The sequence below is a fragment of the Flectobacillus roseus genome (assembly GCF_030056595.1).
GTDB classification, from domain to species: domain Bacteria; phylum Bacteroidota; class Bacteroidia; order Cytophagales; family Spirosomataceae; genus Flectobacillus; species Flectobacillus roseus.
Genome location: NZ_JASHIF010000017.1, coordinates 67,150 through 88,729 on the forward strand (window position 1 = coordinate 67,150; position 21,580 = coordinate 88,729).

17 protein-coding genes are annotated in these 21,580 nt (G+C 38.7%); 13 read left to right on the plus strand and 4 right to left on the minus strand.

Annotated elements, in window-relative coordinates; translation table 11 throughout:
• Nucleotides 1–88 precede the first annotated feature (88 nt).
• Entirely contained in the window at nucleotides 89–2,656 is a 2,568-nt protein-coding gene (locus QM524_RS17925) for a DUF5686 and carboxypeptidase-like regulatory domain-containing protein (RefSeq protein ID WP_283345604.1), read from the plus strand.
• Nucleotides 2,657–2,784: 128 nt separating this feature from the next.
• Here the strand turns inward: QM524_RS17925 and QM524_RS17930 are convergent, their stop codons facing one another.
• On the minus strand, nucleotides 2,785–3,249 hold the full coding sequence (locus QM524_RS17930) for a hypothetical protein (protein WP_283345605.1): 465 nt from the start codon (nucleotides 3,247–3,249) through the stop codon (nucleotides 2,785–2,787).
• A 4-nt stretch (nucleotides 3,250–3,253) separates the two neighbouring features.
• Nucleotides 3,254–3,988, minus strand: a complete 735-nt coding sequence (locus QM524_RS17935; protein WP_283345606.1) for a hypothetical protein — start codon at nucleotides 3,986–3,988, stop codon at nucleotides 3,254–3,256.
• Nucleotides 3,989–4,314: 326 nt separating this feature from the next.
• On the opposite strand from QM524_RS17935, the gene QM524_RS17940 reads away from it, so the two are divergent.
• The 10 genes from QM524_RS17940 to QM524_RS17985 all read left to right on the plus strand — a co-directional run bounded on the left by QM524_RS17940 (nucleotide 4,315) and on the right by QM524_RS17985 (nucleotide 14,128).
• Nucleotides 4,315–5,370 carry a hypothetical protein gene (locus QM524_RS17940; RefSeq protein ID WP_283345607.1) on the plus strand — a complete coding sequence of 352 codons (1,056 nt, stop codon included), beginning with the start codon at nucleotides 4,315–4,317 and terminating at the stop codon, nucleotides 5,368–5,370.
• Nucleotides 5,367–6,227 carry a glycosyltransferase family protein gene (locus tag QM524_RS17945; RefSeq protein WP_283345608.1) on the plus strand — a complete coding sequence of 287 codons (861 nt, stop codon included), beginning with the start codon at nucleotides 5,367–5,369 and terminating at the stop codon, nucleotides 6,225–6,227. Before QM524_RS17940 ends, QM524_RS17945 begins: the two co-directional genes overlap by 4 nt.
• 152 nt (nucleotides 6,228–6,379) lie before the next feature.
• On the plus strand, nucleotides 6,380–7,237 hold the full coding sequence (locus QM524_RS17950) for a transketolase (RefSeq protein WP_283345609.1): 858 nt from the start codon (nucleotides 6,380–6,382) through the stop codon (nucleotides 7,235–7,237).
• 100 nt (nucleotides 7,238–7,337) lie between these two features.
• On the plus strand, nucleotides 7,338–8,276 hold the full coding sequence (locus tag QM524_RS17955; protein ID WP_283345610.1) for a transketolase family protein: 939 nt from the start codon (nucleotides 7,338–7,340) through the stop codon (nucleotides 8,274–8,276).
• A 153-nt stretch (nucleotides 8,277–8,429) separates the two neighbouring features.
• Nucleotides 8,430–9,773 carry an aminotransferase class III-fold pyridoxal phosphate-dependent enzyme gene (locus tag QM524_RS17960; RefSeq protein WP_283345611.1) on the plus strand — a complete coding sequence of 448 codons (1,344 nt, stop codon included), beginning with the start codon at nucleotides 8,430–8,432 and terminating at the stop codon, nucleotides 9,771–9,773.
• Nucleotides 9,774–9,775: 2 nt separating this feature from the next.
• Nucleotides 9,776–10,615, plus strand: a complete 840-nt coding sequence (locus tag QM524_RS17965; RefSeq protein ID WP_283345612.1) for an SDR family oxidoreductase — start codon at nucleotides 9,776–9,778, stop codon at nucleotides 10,613–10,615.
• A 71-nt stretch (nucleotides 10,616–10,686) separates the two neighbouring features.
• Complete coding sequence (locus QM524_RS17970; RefSeq protein ID WP_283345613.1) at nucleotides 10,687–11,199, plus strand: KdsC family phosphatase; 513 nt, start codon at nucleotides 10,687–10,689, stop codon at nucleotides 11,197–11,199.
• A gap of 568 nt (nucleotides 11,200–11,767) precedes the next feature.
• Entirely contained in the window at nucleotides 11,768–12,673 is a 906-nt protein-coding gene (locus QM524_RS17975) for an N-acetylneuraminate synthase family protein (protein WP_283345614.1), read from the plus strand.
• A 129-nt stretch (nucleotides 12,674–12,802) separates the two neighbouring features.
• Nucleotides 12,803–13,669, plus strand: a complete 867-nt coding sequence (locus QM524_RS17980) for a sterol desaturase family protein (protein WP_283345615.1) — start codon at nucleotides 12,803–12,805, stop codon at nucleotides 13,667–13,669.
• Nucleotides 13,670–13,759: 90 nt separating this feature from the next.
• Entirely contained in the window at nucleotides 13,760–14,128 is a 369-nt protein-coding gene (locus QM524_RS17985; protein ID WP_283345616.1) for a DMT family transporter, read from the plus strand.
• Between the two features lie 535 nt (nucleotides 14,129–14,663).
• Here QM524_RS17985 and QM524_RS17990 read toward each other — a convergent pair.
• Nucleotides 14,664–15,581 (minus strand): metallophosphoesterase family protein, encoded by a 918-nt coding sequence (locus tag QM524_RS17990; RefSeq protein ID WP_283345617.1) that lies wholly within the window; start codon nucleotides 15,579–15,581, stop codon nucleotides 14,664–14,666.
• 790 nt (nucleotides 15,582–16,371) lie between these two features.
• On the opposite strand from QM524_RS17990, the gene QM524_RS17995 reads away from it, so the two are divergent.
• Nucleotides 16,372–17,775: a GH1 family beta-glucosidase gene (locus QM524_RS17995; RefSeq protein WP_283345618.1), complete on the plus strand. Its 1,404-nt coding sequence runs from the start codon at nucleotides 16,372–16,374 to the stop codon at nucleotides 17,773–17,775.
• 405 nt (nucleotides 17,776–18,180) lie between these two features.
• Here QM524_RS17995 and QM524_RS18000 read toward each other — a convergent pair whose 3' ends face one another.
• Nucleotides 18,181–19,134 carry a hypothetical protein gene (locus QM524_RS18000; RefSeq protein WP_283345619.1) on the minus strand — a complete coding sequence of 318 codons (954 nt, stop codon included), beginning with the start codon at nucleotides 19,132–19,134 and terminating at the stop codon, nucleotides 18,181–18,183.
• A gap of 662 nt (nucleotides 19,135–19,796) precedes the next feature.
• Between QM524_RS18000 and nadB the strand changes: the two genes are divergently transcribed.
• Nucleotides 19,797–21,380, plus strand: coding sequence for an L-aspartate oxidase (nadB, locus tag QM524_RS18005; protein WP_095161441.1), 1,584 nt, complete (start codon nucleotides 19,797–19,799; stop codon nucleotides 21,378–21,380).
• Nucleotides 21,381–21,580 lie beyond the last annotated feature (200 nt).

The window sequence follows — 21,580 nt, forward strand, 5'->3', positions numbered from 1 at the left end:
ATACGTTACATATATTTTTCTTTAATGCTAAATTAATAATTCCATAACCCGAAATACCATTTTAGCATTACATCTTTGCCCCTTAATTATGTTATCAAATCAATTTATTTTGAAAGCGTTTTATCGACCACTTTGGCTTTTTTGTATTCTACTAATTGCTTGGAATTCTAGTGCTCAAACTTATATCAAGGTAAAAGGAAAGGTGGTTGATGCCAAGACCAGCGAGGTGATTCCTTTTGCTAGTATTTTGATTCAAGGCACCAATCGTGGAACGCAAACCGACCTCAACGGTAATTTCTTTATAGAAACTTCCGCTCAGCATCCTTCTATCAAAATCTCTATTATTGGGTATCAGTCCCAAACCAAAACCTTTCAAACTGCCAAAGACGTGCAACAACTTACGGTGCGTCTTCAATCGCTCAATACGAGTTTGGACGAAGTGGTGGTAAAAGGGAAAAAAGATAAATACCGTAATAAGGACAATCCTGCCGTGCAACTGGTGCGAAAGGTGATTGAGCATAAATCAAAAAATCGCCCCGAGGCACTTGATTTTTATCAATACAATAAATACGAAAAGTTAGAATTTGACTTGAGTAATATTTCTGAAAAATTTAGAAATAAGCGCTCTCTTCGCAAGTTTGACTTTGTATTTAATCACCTCGATACCTCCAAAATCACAGGGAAGGTTACGTTGCCCATGTATCTCAAGGAGACTATCTCTGATGTGTATTACCGTAAAAATCCAGAATCTAAAAAAGAGGTTATTACTGGAGATAAAATGACTGGTCTGGGTGGCTATGTGGATAACAATGGGATAAAACTCTATTTGGAGGCATTGTATCAGGAGGTCAATTTTTATGACAACAATATTCTATTACTGGCGAAGCAATTTTTAGGGCCAACTTCACCGATTGCACCGCAGTTTTATCGTTATGCCATTATTGATACAACCGTTTATAAAGATGTAAAATGCATCACTTTAGGCTTTGCACCTCGCAATACCAATGACCAATTGTTTCAAGGGCAAATGCTCGTAGCCATGGATTCGAGCTATGCAGTTCGAAAAGTGGAAATGGGTTTTTCGAAAGATATTAATGTCAATTTTGTTACCGACCTCAAAATTGCCCAAGAATTTGAATTTGTGGGTGATAAAGGTTTGATGCTTACCAAGGACGATTTAATCATTGAATTTAATCCTCTGAAAAAAGAAAACGGTATGAGCTTATTTGGACAAAGAAGCGTGTCCTATCATGATTACAAGCTCAATGTACCTATCGTGGCAAACCGTTTTGAGGGCTATCGTACCGAAGTACTCAAAGACGCCACGCAACGAAAAGATGATTATTGGTCACAAGCGCGTCACCAACCACTTAGTACCAAAGAGATGGGTATTTACACCATGGTTGATAGTGTCAAAAGTGTGCCAGCATTCCAACGGTTTATGAATACGGCCTCTTTCTTGATGGAAGGATACAAGCCTTTGGGAGCTTTTGAAATTGGTCCTGTAAATACTTTTTATAGCTTCAACCCCGTAGAAGGGCTTCGTCTGCGTTTGGGCGGGCGTACTACTGCCAAATTTAGCGAACGAATGGCCTTTGAGGTATATTCGGCTTATGGTTTCCGTGATCACAAGTGGAAGTATTTTGCTTCGGCGACGTTATCACTGACCGATCATAATATCTATACCTATCCGATTCGACATTTACGATTGTCTTATCAAAATGACTTAAAAATCCCTGGGCAAGAATTACAGTTTGTTCAAGAAGATAACTTTTTACTTTCTTTCAAAAGGGGTATCAACAACCAACGAACCTACAACCAGGTTTGGACACTCGACTGGCTACGAGAATCGAAATCTGGGGTAGCGTGGAGTGCACAAATCAAGAAAACGATTCAAACACCGACAGGCTCGTTGACCTACGAAAATGGCTTAGGTCAAACCGTACCGCAACTCGACAATACAGAATTTGGGGTAGGGTTGAGATATGCGCCTAATGAGCAGTTTTATCAAGGAAAAAACTATCGTATCCCGATTGTGAACCAATATCCCGTTATTCAACTACGCTATAATTATTCGCCAAAAGGATTTTTGGGAAGTGAATACGAATATAGTCGTGTAATGGCACAGATGTACAAAAGGGTCAATATTCCGCCATTGGGTTATACCAATTTAACGATTGAAGGAGCTAAATTATGGGGAAAAGTACCATTTCCGTTGTTGCTCATTCATAGAGCCAACCAGACCTATTCGTATCAGTTAGAGTCCTACAACTTGATGAACTTCTTGGAGTTTGTAAGTGATCAATATGCCACGATTTTCTTCGACCATCATTTCAATGGATTTTTCTTTAATAAAATTCCCTTGTTGAACCGACTCAAAATTCGTGAAGTAGCTACATTTACAGGTTTGTGGGGAAGCGTATCCGACCAGAATAAACCTTCGTCGGATAATCAGTTACTGGCGTTTCCCAAATATGCTAATGGCGACCCTATCACTTATTCCTTAGATCACCGACCTTATATGGAGATGAGCGTAGGAGTAGAAAACGTATTTAAAATTCTTAGAATAGACCTCCTCAAACGACTATCTTATCTCGATCATCCAAATGCACCAAGTGCGCTGGCAATTAGATTTAGAGTGAAGTTTGATTTTTAGGCACAAGGCAACAGGCACAAGGCAAAGAGTGTTAAAATGTTTTTTAGTAACGATAGAGACGCCAAACTTGGCGTCTCTATTTTTGTAATATCCCAATCCTATTTTATCATCATTCCTATCAAAAATTATTAGAAAAATGGTCTGATAAGTTCTATTTGATTGCTAATGGTTTTACTAAAATGAGCTTTGTAGAAAGGTCCTGAATTATTAGGGTCAAATAGAAAATTTCTACGAATACCCATATATTCAAAGGAAAAGATATATCCACCTTGGTCGTAAGCATCGGGATTACCAAAAATGTTTCTAGGTTCAAAAAGCATCCACAAAGGAATCGTCACTAATAATTTGGCATTAGAATTTTCATTTCGTTTCCATTGTGTTGGCAAGTTAGATGGGTTTCTCTTTGAATTACAGTAAGTGTTTGGATATGATTTAGATAACCCTTGCGGACTCACTTCATATACAACTGCGCATGAGTCCATACATTCACAAGTATAAAAGCCATACGACTGTATAGAGGGAGTGATAGAAATTGTAAAAGACAATAAGAAAAATAGACTCAAGCCTAAAAAAATCTTTGATGAACGATTCATGATATTAATGTGAGCTACAATTACAGTTTACTTGTTTCCAAACCTCATTGTAAGTTGGCAGTAATAGATTTTGATGCAGCGAAACTTTAGTTTTTTGAATTCTTTTTCTTTGAAAATCAATGAATCCCAATTCACTTGTCAAGCTTCCTTCTCTGGGAAAATAGGAAACGTAATACGTCCCATTTTTATCATAAATATTTTGATATTCTAATCCATCCATATTTTCGATACTCATGAGTATTTTATGATTTTTTAAATCGTAAATGGTCAAAATTTGAATATCAGAGGAGTAATTAGCAAAAAGATAACGCCCATCCTTTGAAACTGCAAAAGCTCCGCCTTGTAATGTGGTCAACTTTCCACTAGCATCAATCAGTAGAGTTTCACCATCATAGTCACCAAATTTAGATACGATAAAGTAATCCTTGAGAGGTTGCTGAGAGGGAAGATATAGACCAGAGCATGAGCCTACAGGATCTATATCATAAAATTTTTTGCTCACAGTTTTTCGATTCTTTCTGATATATAACCAAGCACGACATGCAAATTGATTGGCAGTGTTTTTCTTGGGATGTATCATCGTAGTAATAACTTCTAACGAACCCCACTGCAAAGTATCACTTTGAGTTATGTACTTACGACTAGGGTAAATCTCCTTTTTGTAGGTCAAAAACGTATTAACTTGTCCCCAACTCTTAAAGGATAACAAAGTGAAGAATAGAAAAAATGCTTTTTTCATAGGCGTTTACCAACAAGGTTTGATCGATAAGACAAGTTATAAAAAACAATATCATTCAGCCAAATTTACTAGTTCAAGACTTAGTCTTGGACTCATTTTTTTAACAGTTTAAAACTGTATTTACAAAATTCAGCTGAATGAAACTTTTCGTTTTGCCCAGTAGTAATCTATGCTTTGTTTTTTACACTTCCTTTATTATCAAATTGTTAACTCAATAATTCGTAACCTATTCATAATATTTGGGTAATAATAATTCTCTACTTTTACATCACAGAAAACGCTAGATATTACTAGAATTCTGGACTCACTAAGCTTATCAATAGCGGATGCATATACCAAAGAAAATACTGTTTATCACAGGGTCGATTAATCAAACCTCGCAGATGCACCAAATCGCTCAGCAATTGCCTGAGTATGATTGTTGGTTTAGTCAGATTTTTGCAGACTCGCCCTTGGTGAACTGGGTGATCGAAAATACCACTTGGGCCGACCGCACGGTGCTTGCAGGGCAGTTTCGTCGTAATTCGGAGACCTATTGCGCTGAGCACGGTTTGCAGATGGACTACAAAGCACAAAAAAATCGCTACGATTTGGTGGTCTATTGTTCGGATTTGATTATTCCTGACAGAATGCTTCAAACCAAAACTTTGTGGGTGCAAGAAGGTATGATAGATGAATGCACCACTATTAGCAAATGGGTCAAAAAATTACATCTTCCTCCTTATTTAGCTATAGGAACATCCCTGAATGGTACTTCCAATATTTGCGATGTGTATTGTGCTGCATCGGAAGGCTACAAAGGATATTTTTCTGACATGGGAACCCAAGCTCACAAAATCATGGTAACAGGTATGCCTAATTTTGATAATTGTGAAAAGTTTGTGGATAACACCCTCGATATGAAAAACTATGTGTTGGTAACTACTTCTGATATTCGCGAATGTTACCGACCAGACGATAGAGTAGGCTTTATCAAACGTTGTGTTGAAATCGCCAACGGACGACCATTGGTGTTTAAGCTACATCCCAACGAGATTTTTGAAAGAGCTATTGCCGAAATCAAAGAAAATACGCCCGAAGGTACTTTTATTTACACTAATGGCAATGTAAATCACATGATTGCCAATTGCGACGAATTAATTACACAGTATTCGACGCTCGTATATGTGGGTATTGCCTTGGGGAAAAAAGTACATTCTTATTTTGATGTGGAGGATCTAAAAAGATTAGCGCCAATTCAGAATGGAGGTACTTCTGCTCAAAATATTGCTCGTGTATGCCGTGACTTTTTGGAGTTTAATGGTAAAAAAGAAGACTTTGCCAAACAGTACCAATACCACGCAACACCCATTATTAAACCTAGTCTTTGCGAAATCGCATGAGTCAAGCGCCAGTTATCACCATCGTTGTACAAGCTCGCATGAGTTCGAGCCGATTGCCAGGTAAAGTAATGCTTCCTATCTTGGAAGAGCCCCTACTTTACCGCATGATAGAGCGTCTTCGAATGGTAAAGCGTATATCACATATCGTTATTGCAACTTCTGATCATACACATGACGATGTCATTGAGCGTTTTTGTAAAAAATATCAAATAGATTGTTATAGAGGAAGTCTCAATGATTTACTCGACAGGCATTGGCAAGTAGGGCATCTGACAGAAGCAGACGTTGTTCTTAAAATACCATCAGATTGTCCACTTATCGACCCTCGTATTGTGGATAAAGTATTAGATGTGTACTTGTCAGCACCCGACAAATATGATTATATAAGTAACTTACATCCTGCTACTTATCCCGATGGCAACGATGTAGAGATTATGAGTTTTAAAGCCCTAACCAAAGCTTGGGAGGAGGCAGTTCGGCCTTTGGAACTAGAGCATACAACGCCTTATTTCTGGGAGAATCCAGAGAAGTTCAAACTAGGCAATGTACTTTGGGAAACAGGTTTGGATTATTCAATGTCACACAGATTTACCATAGATTACCATGAAGACTACCAATTTATTAAGCGGATTTTTGAAGAGCTATATCCTCTCAAGCCTGAGTTCTCTTTGGAAGATATTTTAAATTTATTGGCGCAAAAGCCTGAAATTATGGCTATTAACGCTCAGTGGGCAGGTGTCAACTGGTATCGAAACCATTTGGACGAGCTAAAAACTATCGATGCTTCTATGACGGTTCAGGTAGAAGCACAGGGTCTGGTGCCTTCCCCAAAACTATCAAATTCCAATGAGTCATAAGTAACAATGATTGTTGGAAAAATAAGTCTTTTTTTATTAGAATTCTTGGTATAAGACGCGGCGTAGAACGTCTATCCTTTAAAAATAAAAAAGTGTAATTAGATTGAAAAATCACTCATTTATTCAATCGAAACTCACTCAATAAACTCCCCATGAACGAAGTAAAATTAAAGAAATTGGAGCAAACGGCTTTACGAGTTCGTGAGCATATCATCAAGCTTTCGACCGACGGAGGCTGTTTTGTGGGTGCATCGCTTTCAGCAACCGATTTGATTGTTTACCTCTACACAGAATTCCTCAACTTAAACTCTTCTAACTTGGATGACCCCGACAGAGACTATTTGTTTTTGTCGAAAGGGCACGATGTGCCAGCACTTTATGGTACGTTGGTCGAAATGGGTGTTTTAGAAGCAGAGAGACTGCAAAACCACTTATCTACCAACGACCATATCTATTGGCATCCCAACACCCAAATCCCTGGTATTGAGTTCCATTCGGGTTCTTTGGGACATTTGCCAGCGGTATCAGTGGGTGTGGCAATGGACTTGAAAATTAGTGGTTCTCAAAATCGCGTGGTATGTATCTTGGGCGATGGCGAGCTTAATGAAGGTTCGGTTTGGGAGGCAGTTATGGTGGCACACGCGCACAAATTAGACAACCTTATTTTTGTGGTGGATCGCAACAATTTCCAAGCCAATATGGCCACAGAAGACCTTATTCCACTAGAGCCTTTAGTAGATAAATTTGAAGCTTTTGGTTGGGAAGTATGTCGCATTGATGGTCATAATTTCTTGGATTTGGAAGAAGCATTTGCAGACTTGCCATACAAAAAACATAAACCAAGTGTAATAATAGCCGATACAGTTCGAGGAAAAGGTTTACCAAGTATCGAAGCTCGTGCTGACCGTTGGTTTTGCAATTTTTCGACTGTAGAAATTGAACAACTCTTACAAGAACTCTACGGGCAACAAAAGGCTCAAATAGATTCAGAAACCCTTGTGGTAAGATAGAACTTAGAGACGTTGCACTGCAAGGTCTTATTGAGTGGCTGAGTAAAGTATGTAATTATTAATTCACAACTCACTCATTCACAATTAACTAATTGAATTTATGTACGAAGAACTACTAAAAAATATAGCCATCGACGACGAGCGTATCGTAGTCATGACAGCCGAAAACCGTGCTTTGATTCGTAATTTGCCTCCAGTTTTAGGTAAAAGATTTATCGATACAGGAATTACCGAACAATGTATGGTAGGTGCCGCCGCAGGGTTGGCATTACGTGGAAGAGTGCCTGTATTACATGCATTGGCGTCTTTTCTTTCGATGCGTGCTTTTGAATTTGTACGCACCGATGCAGGAATCCCCAATTTGCCTATCAAGTTGAGCGCCTTTATTCCTGGTTTTTTATCAGATGGCAACGGTCCCACACACCAAGCTGTAGAGGATGTATCTCTCATGCGAGGAATTCCAAATATGCAAGTTTTTGCACCAGCCAATGAGCAAGATTTGGCTATAATGTTACCCGAAATACTTGCCTCTAAACATCCAGCTTATATTCGTATTTGTCACCGTCCTACCTCTTTTCAACATCAAAAACACTTTGAAATTGGCAAAGCTGAAGTTATTGCTGAAGGTACTGACGTTACCTTGCTGACTTACGGTTTTATGCTTGAGCAAACGCTTATCGCCGCCGAAATTCTTAGAGCTGAAGGCAAGTCTGTGGGTATCGTAAATCTTCGTAGTCTCAAGCCAATCGACGAAGTTTATCTGGTAGATTTAACGCAAAAAACAGATTTGTTAGTAACCATTGAAGACCATTTTGTTACAGGAGGTTTGTACTCAATTGTAGCAGAAATTTTCTTGAAAAATCAGATACAAGCACCTGTTTTACCTATTGCATTATTTGAGAAATGGTTCAAACCAGCACGCTTGCAAGAGGTGCTAGAATACGAAGGATTTACAGGAAAACAAATAGCAGAACGTATTTTGGGCTATCATACTGAATCTATTCAGCCAGCCATTGCAGTATCTGAATTTGCAGAATAATCCCCACTTGTAGAGACGTTGCACGCAAGGTCTTTTAGGCTAAAGAAAAAAGGAGTTTTATATGAAATTATAAAGACCTTTTGCCTAATGCATACAGCCTAAGCCAAACTATATACAACATTGCATTTCGAGAATCACCATTAATTCATTGTCATGCCAAACGGAGTAAAATTTAACGACCATTATCCTAATATTACTATTTCGGATATCCTATATGAACGTGCATTGGCAGTTCAAAAACCTATTACTCAGACCCTTGCTAAAGGGCCAGGTCAATTTACCAAAGGTATTGCACCAAAGTATTTGGTAAAAGGAAAAGGCTCACACGTTTGGGATGTCGATGGCAACGAGTATATCGACTACAACGCCGCAATTGGTCCAGTATCTCTAGGGTATTGCTACCCAGCAGTCGATGAGGCCATCCAAAGCCAATTAGCTGACGGGATTTCGTTTTCTCTGACGCATCCTTTGGAAGTTGAGCTTTCAGAACTGATTCAAGACATTATTCCAAATGCTGAGGCAGTCAAAATCTCCAAAATGGGAGCAGATGTTTGTTCGGCGGCTATTCGTGTATCACGTGCTTTTACAGGTCGTGAAAAAATCTTTTGCTGTGGCTATCACGGTTGGCATGATTGGTATATCGGTATCACAAGTCGTAATGCTGGCGTGCCCGAAAGTACGCAAAATATGACTTATACTTTCGAATACAACGACATCGACAGTATTCGTGCTGCCTTGGACGAAGACGTAGCAGCTGTGATTTTAGAGCCATTTATTTTTGAAGCACCTAAAAATAACTTCCTTCAAGAATTAGCCGAAGCTTGTCGTGAAAATGGAACATTACTCATTTTTGATGAAATGTGGACAGGCTTCCGTATTGCCTTGGGTGGTGCACAAGAATATTTTCAAGTAAAACCAGACTTAGCGGTTTACTCAAAGGCTTGTGCTAATGGAATGCCAATTGCCTTGTTGACGGGTCGTGCCGACGTCATGGAGCTTTTCAACAAAGAAGTATTTAGCTACACAACTTTCGGTGGCGAAACTTTGTCTTTGGCAGCTTGTATTGCTACTATTCGTGAATTACAAGAAAAAAATGTACCAGCGTATTTAGCCGAAAAAGGGGCGATTTTACAACAAGGATACAATCAGATTGCAGAGGAGTTTGGCTTAGGCGCATTTACCAAATGTATCGGTTATCCATGTCGCTCTATGGTAACATTTAGTCCAGAAGCTGGTAATGGACTAGAGCTTAAAACGCTTATGCAACAAGAAATGATTAAGCGTGGTATCCTGTGGGCAGGTTTTCATAATATGTGCTACAGTCATACCGACGAGGATATTGCTTACACTTTGTCTGCTTATCGCGATGTTATGCCAATCATGAAAAAAGCGATTCTTGATAAAGATGCAATGCCATTGATTCGTGGAGAAGTATTGGAAGCTGTTTTTAGAAAAACTTCAAACTACAATATCAAACCTGCTTTGCAGAAAGCCTAACCATGAATCAGCTAATCTCGAATCCTTCTTTGGCTGTACCCCAATTGTTTTCATTGGCAGGTAAAACGGCTATTGTTACAGGTGCTACAGGATTGATTGGACAAAAACACTGCGAGGCGCTCGCTGCCGCAGGTGCCAATGTGGTTGTAGCCGACGTACTCGAATTACAAGCCAAAGGTTTGGCTAATCAATTAGGAGAAAAACATATCGGTCTAAAGCTCGATGTGACAAACCCTAATAGTTTGGAGAAGGCGAAAGCGACTATTCTCGAAAAATATGGCTCAATCGACGTGTTGGTCAACAATGCGGCTATTAACGATATGTTCGAAAATCCATTGATGGCAAAAGAGTTATCAGCTTTTGAAAACTATCCGTTGGAGTCTTTCCGAAAATCACTTGAAGTCAATGTTCTTGGGGTCTTTTTATGCTCGCAGATATTTGGTTCAGTAATGGCAGAGGCAGGTGCTGGTAGCATTATCAATATTGCTTCTACTTACGGCATGGTGGGTCCTGACCAACAAATTTACCGTGACGAAAACGGCGAGCAGAGTTTTTTTAAATCTCCATCCTATCCAACTACCAAAGGTGCTGTTCTCAACTTTACTCGCTTTTTGGCTGCCTATTGGGGGCACAAAGGCGTGCGTGTGAATACACTGTCGCCAGGGGGTGTTGAAAACGGTCAGAACGAATTTTTTATCAAAAACTATACAACCAAAACTCCACTTGGTCGTATGGCTCAGCCTAACGATTATCAAGGGGCATTGGTATTCCTTGCTTCTGATGCTTCGGCTTATATGACAGGCGCCAACCTAGTAGTCGATGGCGGGTGGACAAGCATTTAGAGTTTTGAATTTTGAGTGCAGAGTTTTGAAATAGCTACAATGTTCAAGTAAGCTTAACCACAAATTACTCAATGGGAAAATTACAACATATAAAATTGCTCCTTACCGACTGTGATGGGGTATTGACCGATGCAGGGGTGTATTATGGAGAAAATGGTGAGGTATTGAAAAAATTCAATATCCGTGATGGCATGGGTGTCGAGCGTTTGCGCAATAGACAAATTGCTACAGGTATCATTACTGGCGAGCTTTCGCCTTCTGTACGCAAACGTGCCGAAAAGCTCAAGATTACCGAATTGCACATGGGTATCAAAGATAAGCTGGCGGTACTCCAACAAATATTGGTGAATCGTAATATCCTCCCTGAGCAAATTGCTTATATCGGCGACGATGTCAATGACCTCGAAATCATGAAGCACGTAGGCTTTACGGCTTGTCCTGCCGACGCCCTTAAGCAAGTGCGTAGCCAAGTAGACTATATCTGCGAAGCCAAAGGCGGCGAAGGCTGTTTCCGCGAACTAGCTGAACTTATTCTAGAGGCACAAACTCAAGAGGTGATAACTGAAATTTTATTAGAGGCTTAATAGTGGCAAAGGTTCAAAGGCACAAAGTGGCAAAGTGATTTACAATAAAGTGAATGAGGTACAAAGTAGCAAAGGCACAAAGTGAATTTGAATAAGATAATATAAACCACTTTGTGTCTTAGTGCCTGTTCCCTTTGTGCCTTCAAAAAACTAACAATAAAGTAGCAAAGGCACAAAGTGAATTAGAATAGGATAATATAAACCACTTTGTGCCTTAGTGCCTGTTCCCTTAGTGCCTTCAAAAAACTAACAATAAAGTAGCAAAGGCACAAAGTGAATTAGAATAGGATAATATAAACCACTTTGTGCCTTAGTGCCTGTTCCCTTTGTGCCTTCAAAAAACTAACAATAAAGTGCCAAAGGCACAAAGTAGCAAAGGCACAAAGTGAATTAGAAAAAGATAATATAAACCACTTTGTGCCTTAGTGCCTGTTCCCTTTGTGCCTTCAAAAAACTAACAATAAAGTAGCAAAGGCACAAAGTGAATTAGAATAGGATAATATAAACCACTTTGTGCCTTAGTGCCTGTTCGCTTTGTGCCTTCAAAAAAACTAACAATAACAAACGCATGAAATCAATTGAACTTAACACAGGAAAAGTAATTGGCGAAGGTGCGCCATGTTACATCATTGCAGAAATTGGTATCAATCACAATGGCTCGATTGATATTGCTAAAAAACTCATCGATGAGGCTGTCAATGCTAGAGTAGATGCGGTGAAATTTCAAAAAAGAACTCCAGAAGTATGTGTGCCTCGCGACCAATGGGAAATCATGCGTGATACACCGTGGGGACGTATGTCATATATCGACTATAAGCGCAAAACTGAATTTGGTACAGTAGAGTTTTCTATCATTGACCAATATTGCAAAGAGCGTGGAATGGACTGGTTTGTATCGGCTTGGGATGTAGAATCAGTAGATTTTATGGAGCAGTTTGATACGCCTTTGTACAAATTGGCTTCGGCATCATTGACTGATTTTGAATTGATTGAACGTATTTTGAAAACTGGTCGCCCATTGATGATTTCAACGGGTATGTCTACGCAAAATGAAATCGTAGAAACGGTTCGTTTTATCCTAGATTTTGACCCTGAATATCCTTTGTCGATTGCTCACGCTACATCCGCCTATCCTTGTAAGCCAGAAGAGCTGAATTTGAACATGATTCATACCCTAAAAACGATGTTCCCTAATCACCCTATTGGTTATTCTGGACATGAAACTGGCTTGGCTACTACTGTGGCAGCAGTGGCAATGGGTGCAACTTTTGTAGAGAGACACTTTACGCTTGACCGTGCTATGTGGGGTTCTGACCACGCTGCGTCGGTTGAACCACAAGGTTTGTCTCGCCTAGTAAAAGACATCCGCGACGTAGAAACAGCGAGTGGCGACGGTATCAAAAAAGTATATGATTCTGAAGTAGGTCAGATGAAAAAATTAAGAAAGCATATTTCTGCTGAGTATAATAAATAGCTGACGGCTTTCGGCAATCAGCTTTCGGGCGGAAAACCGATAACTGAAAGCTGATTGCCATGGCTCATAAAAGACCTATAGATGTAACTCTGTAGGTCTTTGTGCTAAAAAACGGAACCTTTTATTTATATGACAACGGTTGAAATTACCACGCTGATTTTGGTAGTTTGGATTGTACTGATTATTACGCTCGAAAGACTATTCCCTTATCGCAAAGGACTTCCTTTTTTTAGAGAAGGCTTTTGGGTTGATTTGGTTTGGTACACCATAATTCAAAGCTATTTTCTCAAAATTCTTATTTTTCAATACATCATTGAGCCTATTCATAAGGCTTATCCTTGGTCTTCTTGGGTGTCGGTGAGTCATTGGCCATTAGCATTGCAGGTGTTCTTTTTTCTGGTAACCCATGATTTTTATATCTATTGGTTTCACCGTTTTCAACATGCCAATGCTTTCTTTTGGCGGACACATGAGGCGCATCATTCGGGCAAAAATGTAGACTTTCTGAGTGGTTCACGCTCGCATATTGTCGAGATTGTTATTAATCAAACGATTGAGTTCTTGCCGATTATTTTGCTAGGTGCATCCCCCGAAGTATTACCGATAAAAGCCTTACTAGATGCCATGTTTGGGATGTTTATTCATAGCAATATTGATATCAAATTAGGTAAGTGGAAATACCTTTTCAATTCGCCTGAATTACACCTTTGGCATCATGCTAATTATAAAGAGGTTTTTCATGCCAATTTCTCTACCAAGTTTGCTGTATGGGATTATCTCTTCAAAACAGTATATGATCCCAAGCAAAAGCCTGGGAATGCCCCCGAAAATTGGGGTTTATACTATGATTTTCCGAAAGACTATTTCTTGCAACATGCTTTTTCGGTTAAAAGATTTGAGGAAAAAAAACTCTTGAAATATCCTTTGTTTCGAAAGTATTATTTCCTCAGAATTAATCTGTGGAATTTGTTTTTACAGAAAATAAAAAAAAGATAAGAGCGAGTTAGACATAACGTGTTATGTCTCTACAACATCATAAATCTGTGAGAGACGTAACATGTTACGTCTCTACATAAACCATAAATTATGCAATGGATTTATTTATTAATTGCTGCGGTATTTGAAGCCGCTTGGACATTTTCATTGAAATATCTTGATTTTCAGAAAATCAAAACGATTCAATGGGATACCATTTTTTCCATGCATACTTGGATGCTTCTTTCGCCATTGCTGGGATATATCTTTTTTGGGATTGGAAACATTTACTTTTTTGCGCTGGCACTCAAAATGCTCCCAACAGCCGTGGCTATGGCCGTTTGGACAGCCCTTGCCTTGGTTTTTATCAAGTTGTCAGATGTTTTTATCTTACATGAAAAATGGGTTTGGCAAGAAATCGGCTGGATAGCCCTCATTGCTATTGGTATTGTTGGCTTAAAAACATCGATTAAAGCCTAAAAACAAAAAACGGTAAGACAAAGCCTTACCGTTTATAAACGAGAACCACTTATTTCATAACTAGCTACCAAAAAAAATATTCTCAGTGTATGACGTAATAGATGAGCGAACCTAATGCAATTTGGAAATATGAAAATGAGGTAAGACCAAAGTATGAGTGATGAGTTTTGAATGTAATTTTATGATTACTACTATTTTATTTCATCGATTTTCTTCACTTAATTTTTGAGCTTTCAGCTTTGGGCATTCGGCAAAAACATATCTATCATTACTAAAAACAGTTTAACACTCTTTGCCTTGTGCCTGTTGTCTAAACACATAACCTAAATCTTATTCAGCACTAATCCTTAAAAAGGCTTTTATGATACTTTTGGCTATAAGCTTCGGCATTAAGAAAAATGAGTTTTTGAATTCATAAAAAATATTTTGCCAAGAGCTCATAGCTGAAAGCCGAATGCTAAATAGTGACAATTAAAAATTTACATTCACAACTCAGCATTGATACTAATGCCTACAGCTCACAGCCTAAAGCCCATTAATAACTTATATAGGTATTAGTAAACGAACCGTCGTCGTAAAGGTCGATGATGGCATAGCCTGCTTCGGTATGCTGGTATTTACCAAACCACCATCTACCAGATACAGCGCCATTACAACAGTAAGAAACGCCATTGTAGTCAACTCGGTCGGTTAGGTGAATATGTCCTGAAACAGCCAATTTTACATTTTTATGGTCATCAAAAAGATTTGAAATACGTTTGGCATCGGTATGCATCCAGCTACCAGGTACTTCCCATTTACCGTTATTGCTATTGTCGCCATCGAAAAACACGCAAGCCGCCAAAATCGGAATATGCGAAATTACCATCACGGGCTTGTCGTCGGGCGTAGCCTTGAGTGTCGACTTCAGCCAATCGTATTGCTCGTCGTCGAGGTGGGCAGTGTACCATGAGCCGTCTTTTTTGCGCTGAACGCTATCGAGCATGACAAAACGCCACTGGTCTGTATCATGCGAATAAAAGCGCTTGTTCATGGACATTTCGTCCATGGCCCATTTTTTACCGTCCTCGAAGGTCTTGAAACTATCGCCCTCGCAACAGATGTCATGATTGCCTACACAACTGATTACTGGTAAATTATTTTCACTTTTGAGTACTTCATTAAAAAGCTTCCATTGTTTGTCCGCATTGTGTGGTGTGCGTTTATGTGCATCCATCACACAATCACCAGAGTTGATGATAAGGTCTGGTTTGATATCCAATGATTGAATATGGTGCAAACAACGCTCAAAACCTTTGGCCGCCCCAATCAAGGGTTGGATGTGTACATCGGTAATATGAGCTACACGAAGTACACGTTTTGGTGCGCTGGGTTTTTGAGCATTTGCCAACGAAGGAAGCGATAACCCTCCTGCGGTAAAAGCCAATTGTCGAAGTAAATCTCTTCTTTGCATAATATGCGATTGCTTGGTTAGAAATAGCTATCAAGTAGTGCTTGGCTACCACCTCTACCTCCTCAGAAGCACAGTGCAAAATTGTGATTTTAGTATAACTTCATGATTTGTAATAAGTTAAGAATTTGTAAAAAGAGGAGGCTCAATATGAATTTCTTGTCAAATTTTGAAGACATCGAGAGAACTTAAATACAATCAAAAAAGATTTAACATAAACAATTCATAAAGTTTTTTTACTTTTGTCGCCCTTTTAATAAATATAAAATGTGCTAATTATCAGGAAGTTGGAGTGGGCAATGACGAATATCAAGTAAAGAAGCTGTTTAAACTTTTCAAATAGTATATTTTATTGATTAATTCTTCGTCTTACTTTTTGTCTTGAAACAAAAAGTAACAAAAAATTCAAGAATTTATAAACTCGCTTCGCTCAAACAGTATAAATTCATTGCTTACGCAAGTAATTTATAAAAAGTTAAACAGCCCAAAATTAAGACTATAACTTTAATAATATATACTTGCTGAACGCCATAAGCCCATTACTGAAAATAGATTTACAATTAACAAATTAAGTGGGCAAAAAATACTTGCTCAAGGCTATTAGCTAAGTTTAAAAATGTTTCCATTATTTCTTTGGAAACACGTTTAAACTTAGCTAATAGCCCAAAGCCTAATCATGTAGAATAAGATAGAAAGGGGTTTTGATATAAAGTATTGATAATTAAAACTTTGTATTCACAATTCACAACTCATAATTCAGCATTAATACTCGCAGTCAAAAAATAATAAAATTATGAACCATCAACAGTTGCGTAAGGAAGATTTTGGAAATGATTTTGTGTGGGGCATCGCAATGTCGGCCTTTCAAAATGAAGGTGCATGGAATGAAGGAAATAAAAGTGAGTCTATTTGGGATAGATTTAGCCATAAAAAGAATAAAATTTTAGATAAAACAAATGCCGATATAACTACCGATTTCTATCATCGCTACCGCGAAGATATCCGTCTGACCAAGGAGTTGGGATTTGAAGTGTTTCGCTTTTCTTTTGCTTGGTCAAGAATTCTACCTAATGGCATTGGCACGGTCAATCATGAAGGAATTGACTTTTACCATAAGGTGATAGATACTTGTTTGGAATTTGGTTTAGAGCCTTGGCCTACGATTTATCATTGGGATTTGCCTCAGATTTTGGAGGATATGGGTGGTTGGACCAACCGCCATATCGTAGATTGGTTTGTGGAATATTGTGAGGTATTGACCGAAGAATTTGGCTCAAAAGTCAAACATTGGATGGTGCTCAATGAGCCAGCAGGTTTTACGGGTTTGGGCTATATGACGGGCTATCATGCGCCTGGGCGTATGGGTATGAGTAATTTTTTACCTGCAGTCCACCACACAGCACTATGCCAAGCTGAGGGTGCAAGAGTGATTCGTAGAAATGTGTCAGATGCCGTGATTGGCACTACTTTTTCATGTTCTCATATCGAACCGCATACGCATCGCTTTGCCGATATTAAAGCTGCCCAAAAAGTAGATGCCCTCCTCAATCGATTATTTCTTGAGCCTGCTTTGGGTTTAGGATATCCTATTGAAGATTTACCTTTTCTTAAGACCATGATGAAAAAGTATGTCTTTGAAGGTGATATGGAGCGACTGGCGTTTGACTTTGATTTTATTGGTATTCAAAACTACTTTAAGTTGGTGATGAAAGGAGCTTGGTGGATGCCGTATATCAATGCTATGGAAGTAAAACCCCATAAGCGTGGCGTGCATCATACAACGGATTTGGGCTGGGAGGTATCGCCAGATGGAATGTATGAAATTATCAAGAAATTTGCTTCGTATCCTCAAATCAAGCAGCTGATTATTACCGAAAATGGCGCTGCGTTTAAAGATACCCTTCGTCATGGCGAAGTGCATGATCCTGAGCGAACAGCTTTTTATCAGACCTATTTACAAAGTATTCTCAAAGCAAAACAAGAAGGTATCAATGTAGGAGGATATTTGGCGTGGACACTAACCGATAATTTTGAATGGAGAGAAGGTTATCAGCCCAAATTTGGTTTGGTATATGTAGACTTCGAAACTCAAGAAAGAATTGTAAAAAGCTCAGGGAAATGGTTTAAGGAGTTTTTAACAGCCGAAAAAAAGCATAAGCAAGCAGATATATTAGTTTCGGAAAAGGTTATTTGTTAAGTGATGAGTTGTGAGTGGTGAATGACAAATTGTGAATTAGGGTTGTATGAAGGAATTCTAACTATTGCAGATTTTGGATTTCTGATTTCGGAAATAAAAAAAATACCTTTATTTTTCACAAAATATAGAAGTTTATACTTCCGAAATCCAATATCCGATATCCGAAATAAATGGTTTTATTATCCTTCGAACATACCTAATGATGAATTGTGAATGATGAATTGTCTTTGCCTAAAATAGCTTATTTCACCAGTAGAGACGCAATGCTTTGCGTCTGAAAGCATATCTTGCTTCTTGAAATGTTTTATCTTGTATTGAAGCGTCAAAAAAAGGGTCGAAAACTAGTTTTCGACCCTTTTTTTGACGCTTCCGAAATCAGAAATCCCAAATCTGCAATAGAAAGTGTTATTTTACCGTAAACCCACCTGTTCCAATTTGGTATCCTTCTGAATATAATTCTACCTTATAGTTGCCCACACGATACGGAGAATTTCCGCCACGTTGGTATGAAATTTCAACGTTTTGGTTATTGTTTTGAAAGAAGATTGACTTTTTAGCTGTGTAATTAGTTTCCTTCCCAAATATATTAAAATTTCCCGAACCAGCAGCCGTGTCAAACAATACCGCTCCATCTGGGTCGAGTACGCGAAGGTAAATTACTTTTTCGTCTTGTTTGGCAATTGGATTGGGCATTAAGCTAAACGCCACCTTGATTTTACTCACTTTTGAGGCTCTGTAGGTACCGCCATCACGCTCTTTCCCTCTATCTGATATGGCCAATACTTGTACTTCTTGTGCTTGTAAGGCGGAGGCTCTACTCACTTTTGCCGAAAGCTCAGAGTTTTTACGAGATACATTTTCGACTGAATCGCTCAAAGATTTTTTGATGCCTTTCAATGAAACATTTTCGGTACTCAAGTCGGTATTTTCAGAAGTTAGTGTACGATTTTTTTCTGCCAAAATGCCATTTTCTTTACGAAGGCGATTCAGTTCGGCGTCCTTGTTGTTGAGGAGACTAATATACTCAGCTATTTTGCCATCATATTGTTGTTTCGAAAGTTCACCAGCTGATTTGAGTCCAGCAACATCAGCTTCTAACTGTTTTTTGGCAGCTTCTAACTCTTCTACTCGTCCACCCAAAGATTTGATTTCCGCAATTTTAGCATCCATTTGCATCCCAATCGAGTCCAAGCTCATACGTGCCGACGAAATTTCGGCCACACGCTGGTCAATAATACGATTTTGATCTTTACTGATACCTTTTGCTTCAAATAATAAGTAGCCTAAAATAGCTGACAAGATAGCAAATGCACCTGTACCAGCTTTCCAGAGACTATTGTTGGACTTGTTTACATCCATAAAAGAGTTGATTAGATATTAAGGCTTATTGGCTAGCTACAGTCTAGTATTCTGACAGCAAACAGCCAAAGGTATATTAAAATAAGGCTAAATCTGAGCTGCTGGTATGGATATATCATTGATTCATAAGTGCTTTGTGATACATCTTTGACCTAGGTTAGCTCAATTCAAAGCCCGAAATTAAACAATTTAGACTGATTCAAGAAATCTCTTTTTCTAAACTGTTTAAACAAATATAGAATTTTGGAGGAATGGTTTTATCCTGATTCTGGTGGTTTTTAAAAATACCTCAGCTGAGTGCTTATATTTGTAAATAATTCTAGAGATTGTGTGAATAATTTGCGATTTCTAGGAAATATTTTCTTTTTAACTCAATATGATGTCGTCTTTGCACGTAACTTTGACGACATTTCAAAATGGCTTTAGGCTGTGAGCTGTAGGCATTAGGCAAAAATATTTCTATGATTTATTAAAATATACTTTTAAGCTTAATCATATCTTTTCTATCGAAGTAATACAGACTTTATTCTAGTGCCTACGGCTTATAGTCTAAAGCATATTAATGCAATTTTACTCTATATTTTACTTAGATTAGGACATAATTCAATAGCTGATGGCTAAAAGCTGATAGCCGATAGCTAAGATAAACTTATTTCAAAATAATGCCCAAATACGATTTTTTAGTCATAGGCTCTGGTATTGCAGGACTTTCCTACACCGCCAAACTTGCATCACATTTTGCTGATAAAAAACAAGATGTCAAAATCGCAGTCATCACTAAAACGGTGGCCGAGGAAACCAATACCAAATATGCACAAGGAGGTATTGCTGCTGTTTGGAATAATGAGGATTCCTTCGAAAAACATATCGAAGATACCATGATTGCGGGCGATTTTTTATCAGATCCCAAAGTCGTAGAAATTGTGGTAAAAGAAGCCCCTGCTCGTTTGCAAGAGCTGATTGATTATGGCACAGAATTCGACAAAAAAGCTGATGGATCCTATGATTTGGTAAAAGAAGGAGGTCACTCAGACCATCGTATTTTGCACCATAAGGATTCGACAGGTAACGAAATAGAACGCGCTTTATTGGCGAAAGTAAAGTCCTTTCCAAGCGTTGAGATATTTACGCATTATTTTGCCGTTGACTTGATTACACAACACCATTTGGGTGAAAAAGTAACTAAAGATACCCCCGACAAAAGATGCTTTGGGGTATATGTATTCAACACTTTGACAGGTAGACCCGAGACTTTTCTTGCTAAAACTACACTTTTGGCAACGGGTGGTATTGGTCAAATATATCAGAGTACTACCAACCCAACCATTGCTACGGGCGACGGTATTTCGATGGCCTATCGTGCCAAGGCTTTGGTGGACAATATGGAGTTTATTCAGTTTCACCCAACGTCTTTGTATCAGCCAGGCAAAAAGCCTTCTTTCTTAATTTCGGAAGCTGTACGCGGGCATGGCGGTATTTTGAAAAATAAGGATGGAGAGACATTCATGGAAAATTATGACCCTCGTTTGTCGTTGGCACCACGTGATATTGTGGCTAGAGCGATAGACTCTGAAATGAAGAAGAATGGGGTCGACCATGTGTATTTGGATACTCGTCATTTGGAGGCGGAAGATTTCAAGCATCATTTTCCGATGATTTACAAATACTGCAAGGATAACTTGGGCTTGGATATTACTGGCAACGATATGATTCCTGTAGTGCCAGCGCAACATTATTTGTGCGGTGGTATTAAGGTCAATGAATATTCACAAACGACGATTAATTATCTTTTTGCCGCAGGCGAATGTTCGTGTACAGGCTTGCACGGCGCAAATCGTCTGGCTTCCAATTCTTTGCTAGAGGCTATTGTGTATGCACATCGTGCGTTTGAAAAAACGATCGAGATTTACCAAGAAAATACCATTCCTGACAATATTCCAGATTGGAACGACGACGGAACAACTCACCCAGAAGAATTGATTCTGGTGACCGAAATGACCCGTGAGTTAGAGTCGGTGATGAGTAATTACGTTGGTATTGTAAGAACGGATCGTCGTTTGAAACGTGCGTATGACCGTCTAGAGCTGATTTATATCGAACACGAAGAGTTGTATCGTGAATCCAAACTATCAGTACCGATTTGTCAGTTGAGAAATATGATTAATGCAGCGTACTTGGTGATTAAACACGCCATAGCTCGTAAAGAAAATAGAGGCTTGCATTATAACCTAGATAATATCAGATAAGTGAGGAGTTTTGAGGGTAGAGTTTTGAAAATTATTCTTTAAACCTACGTTCCACCAGTAGAGTAGAGACGCAATGCTTGCGTCTGAAGCTGAGTAAAACATAGCATAGTAGTATTAGTATCAAAAAAGCGGTTGAAAAATATTTTTCGACCGCTTTTTTGATACTATCATGTTACAATCATTGAATCTCTACTGCTAAA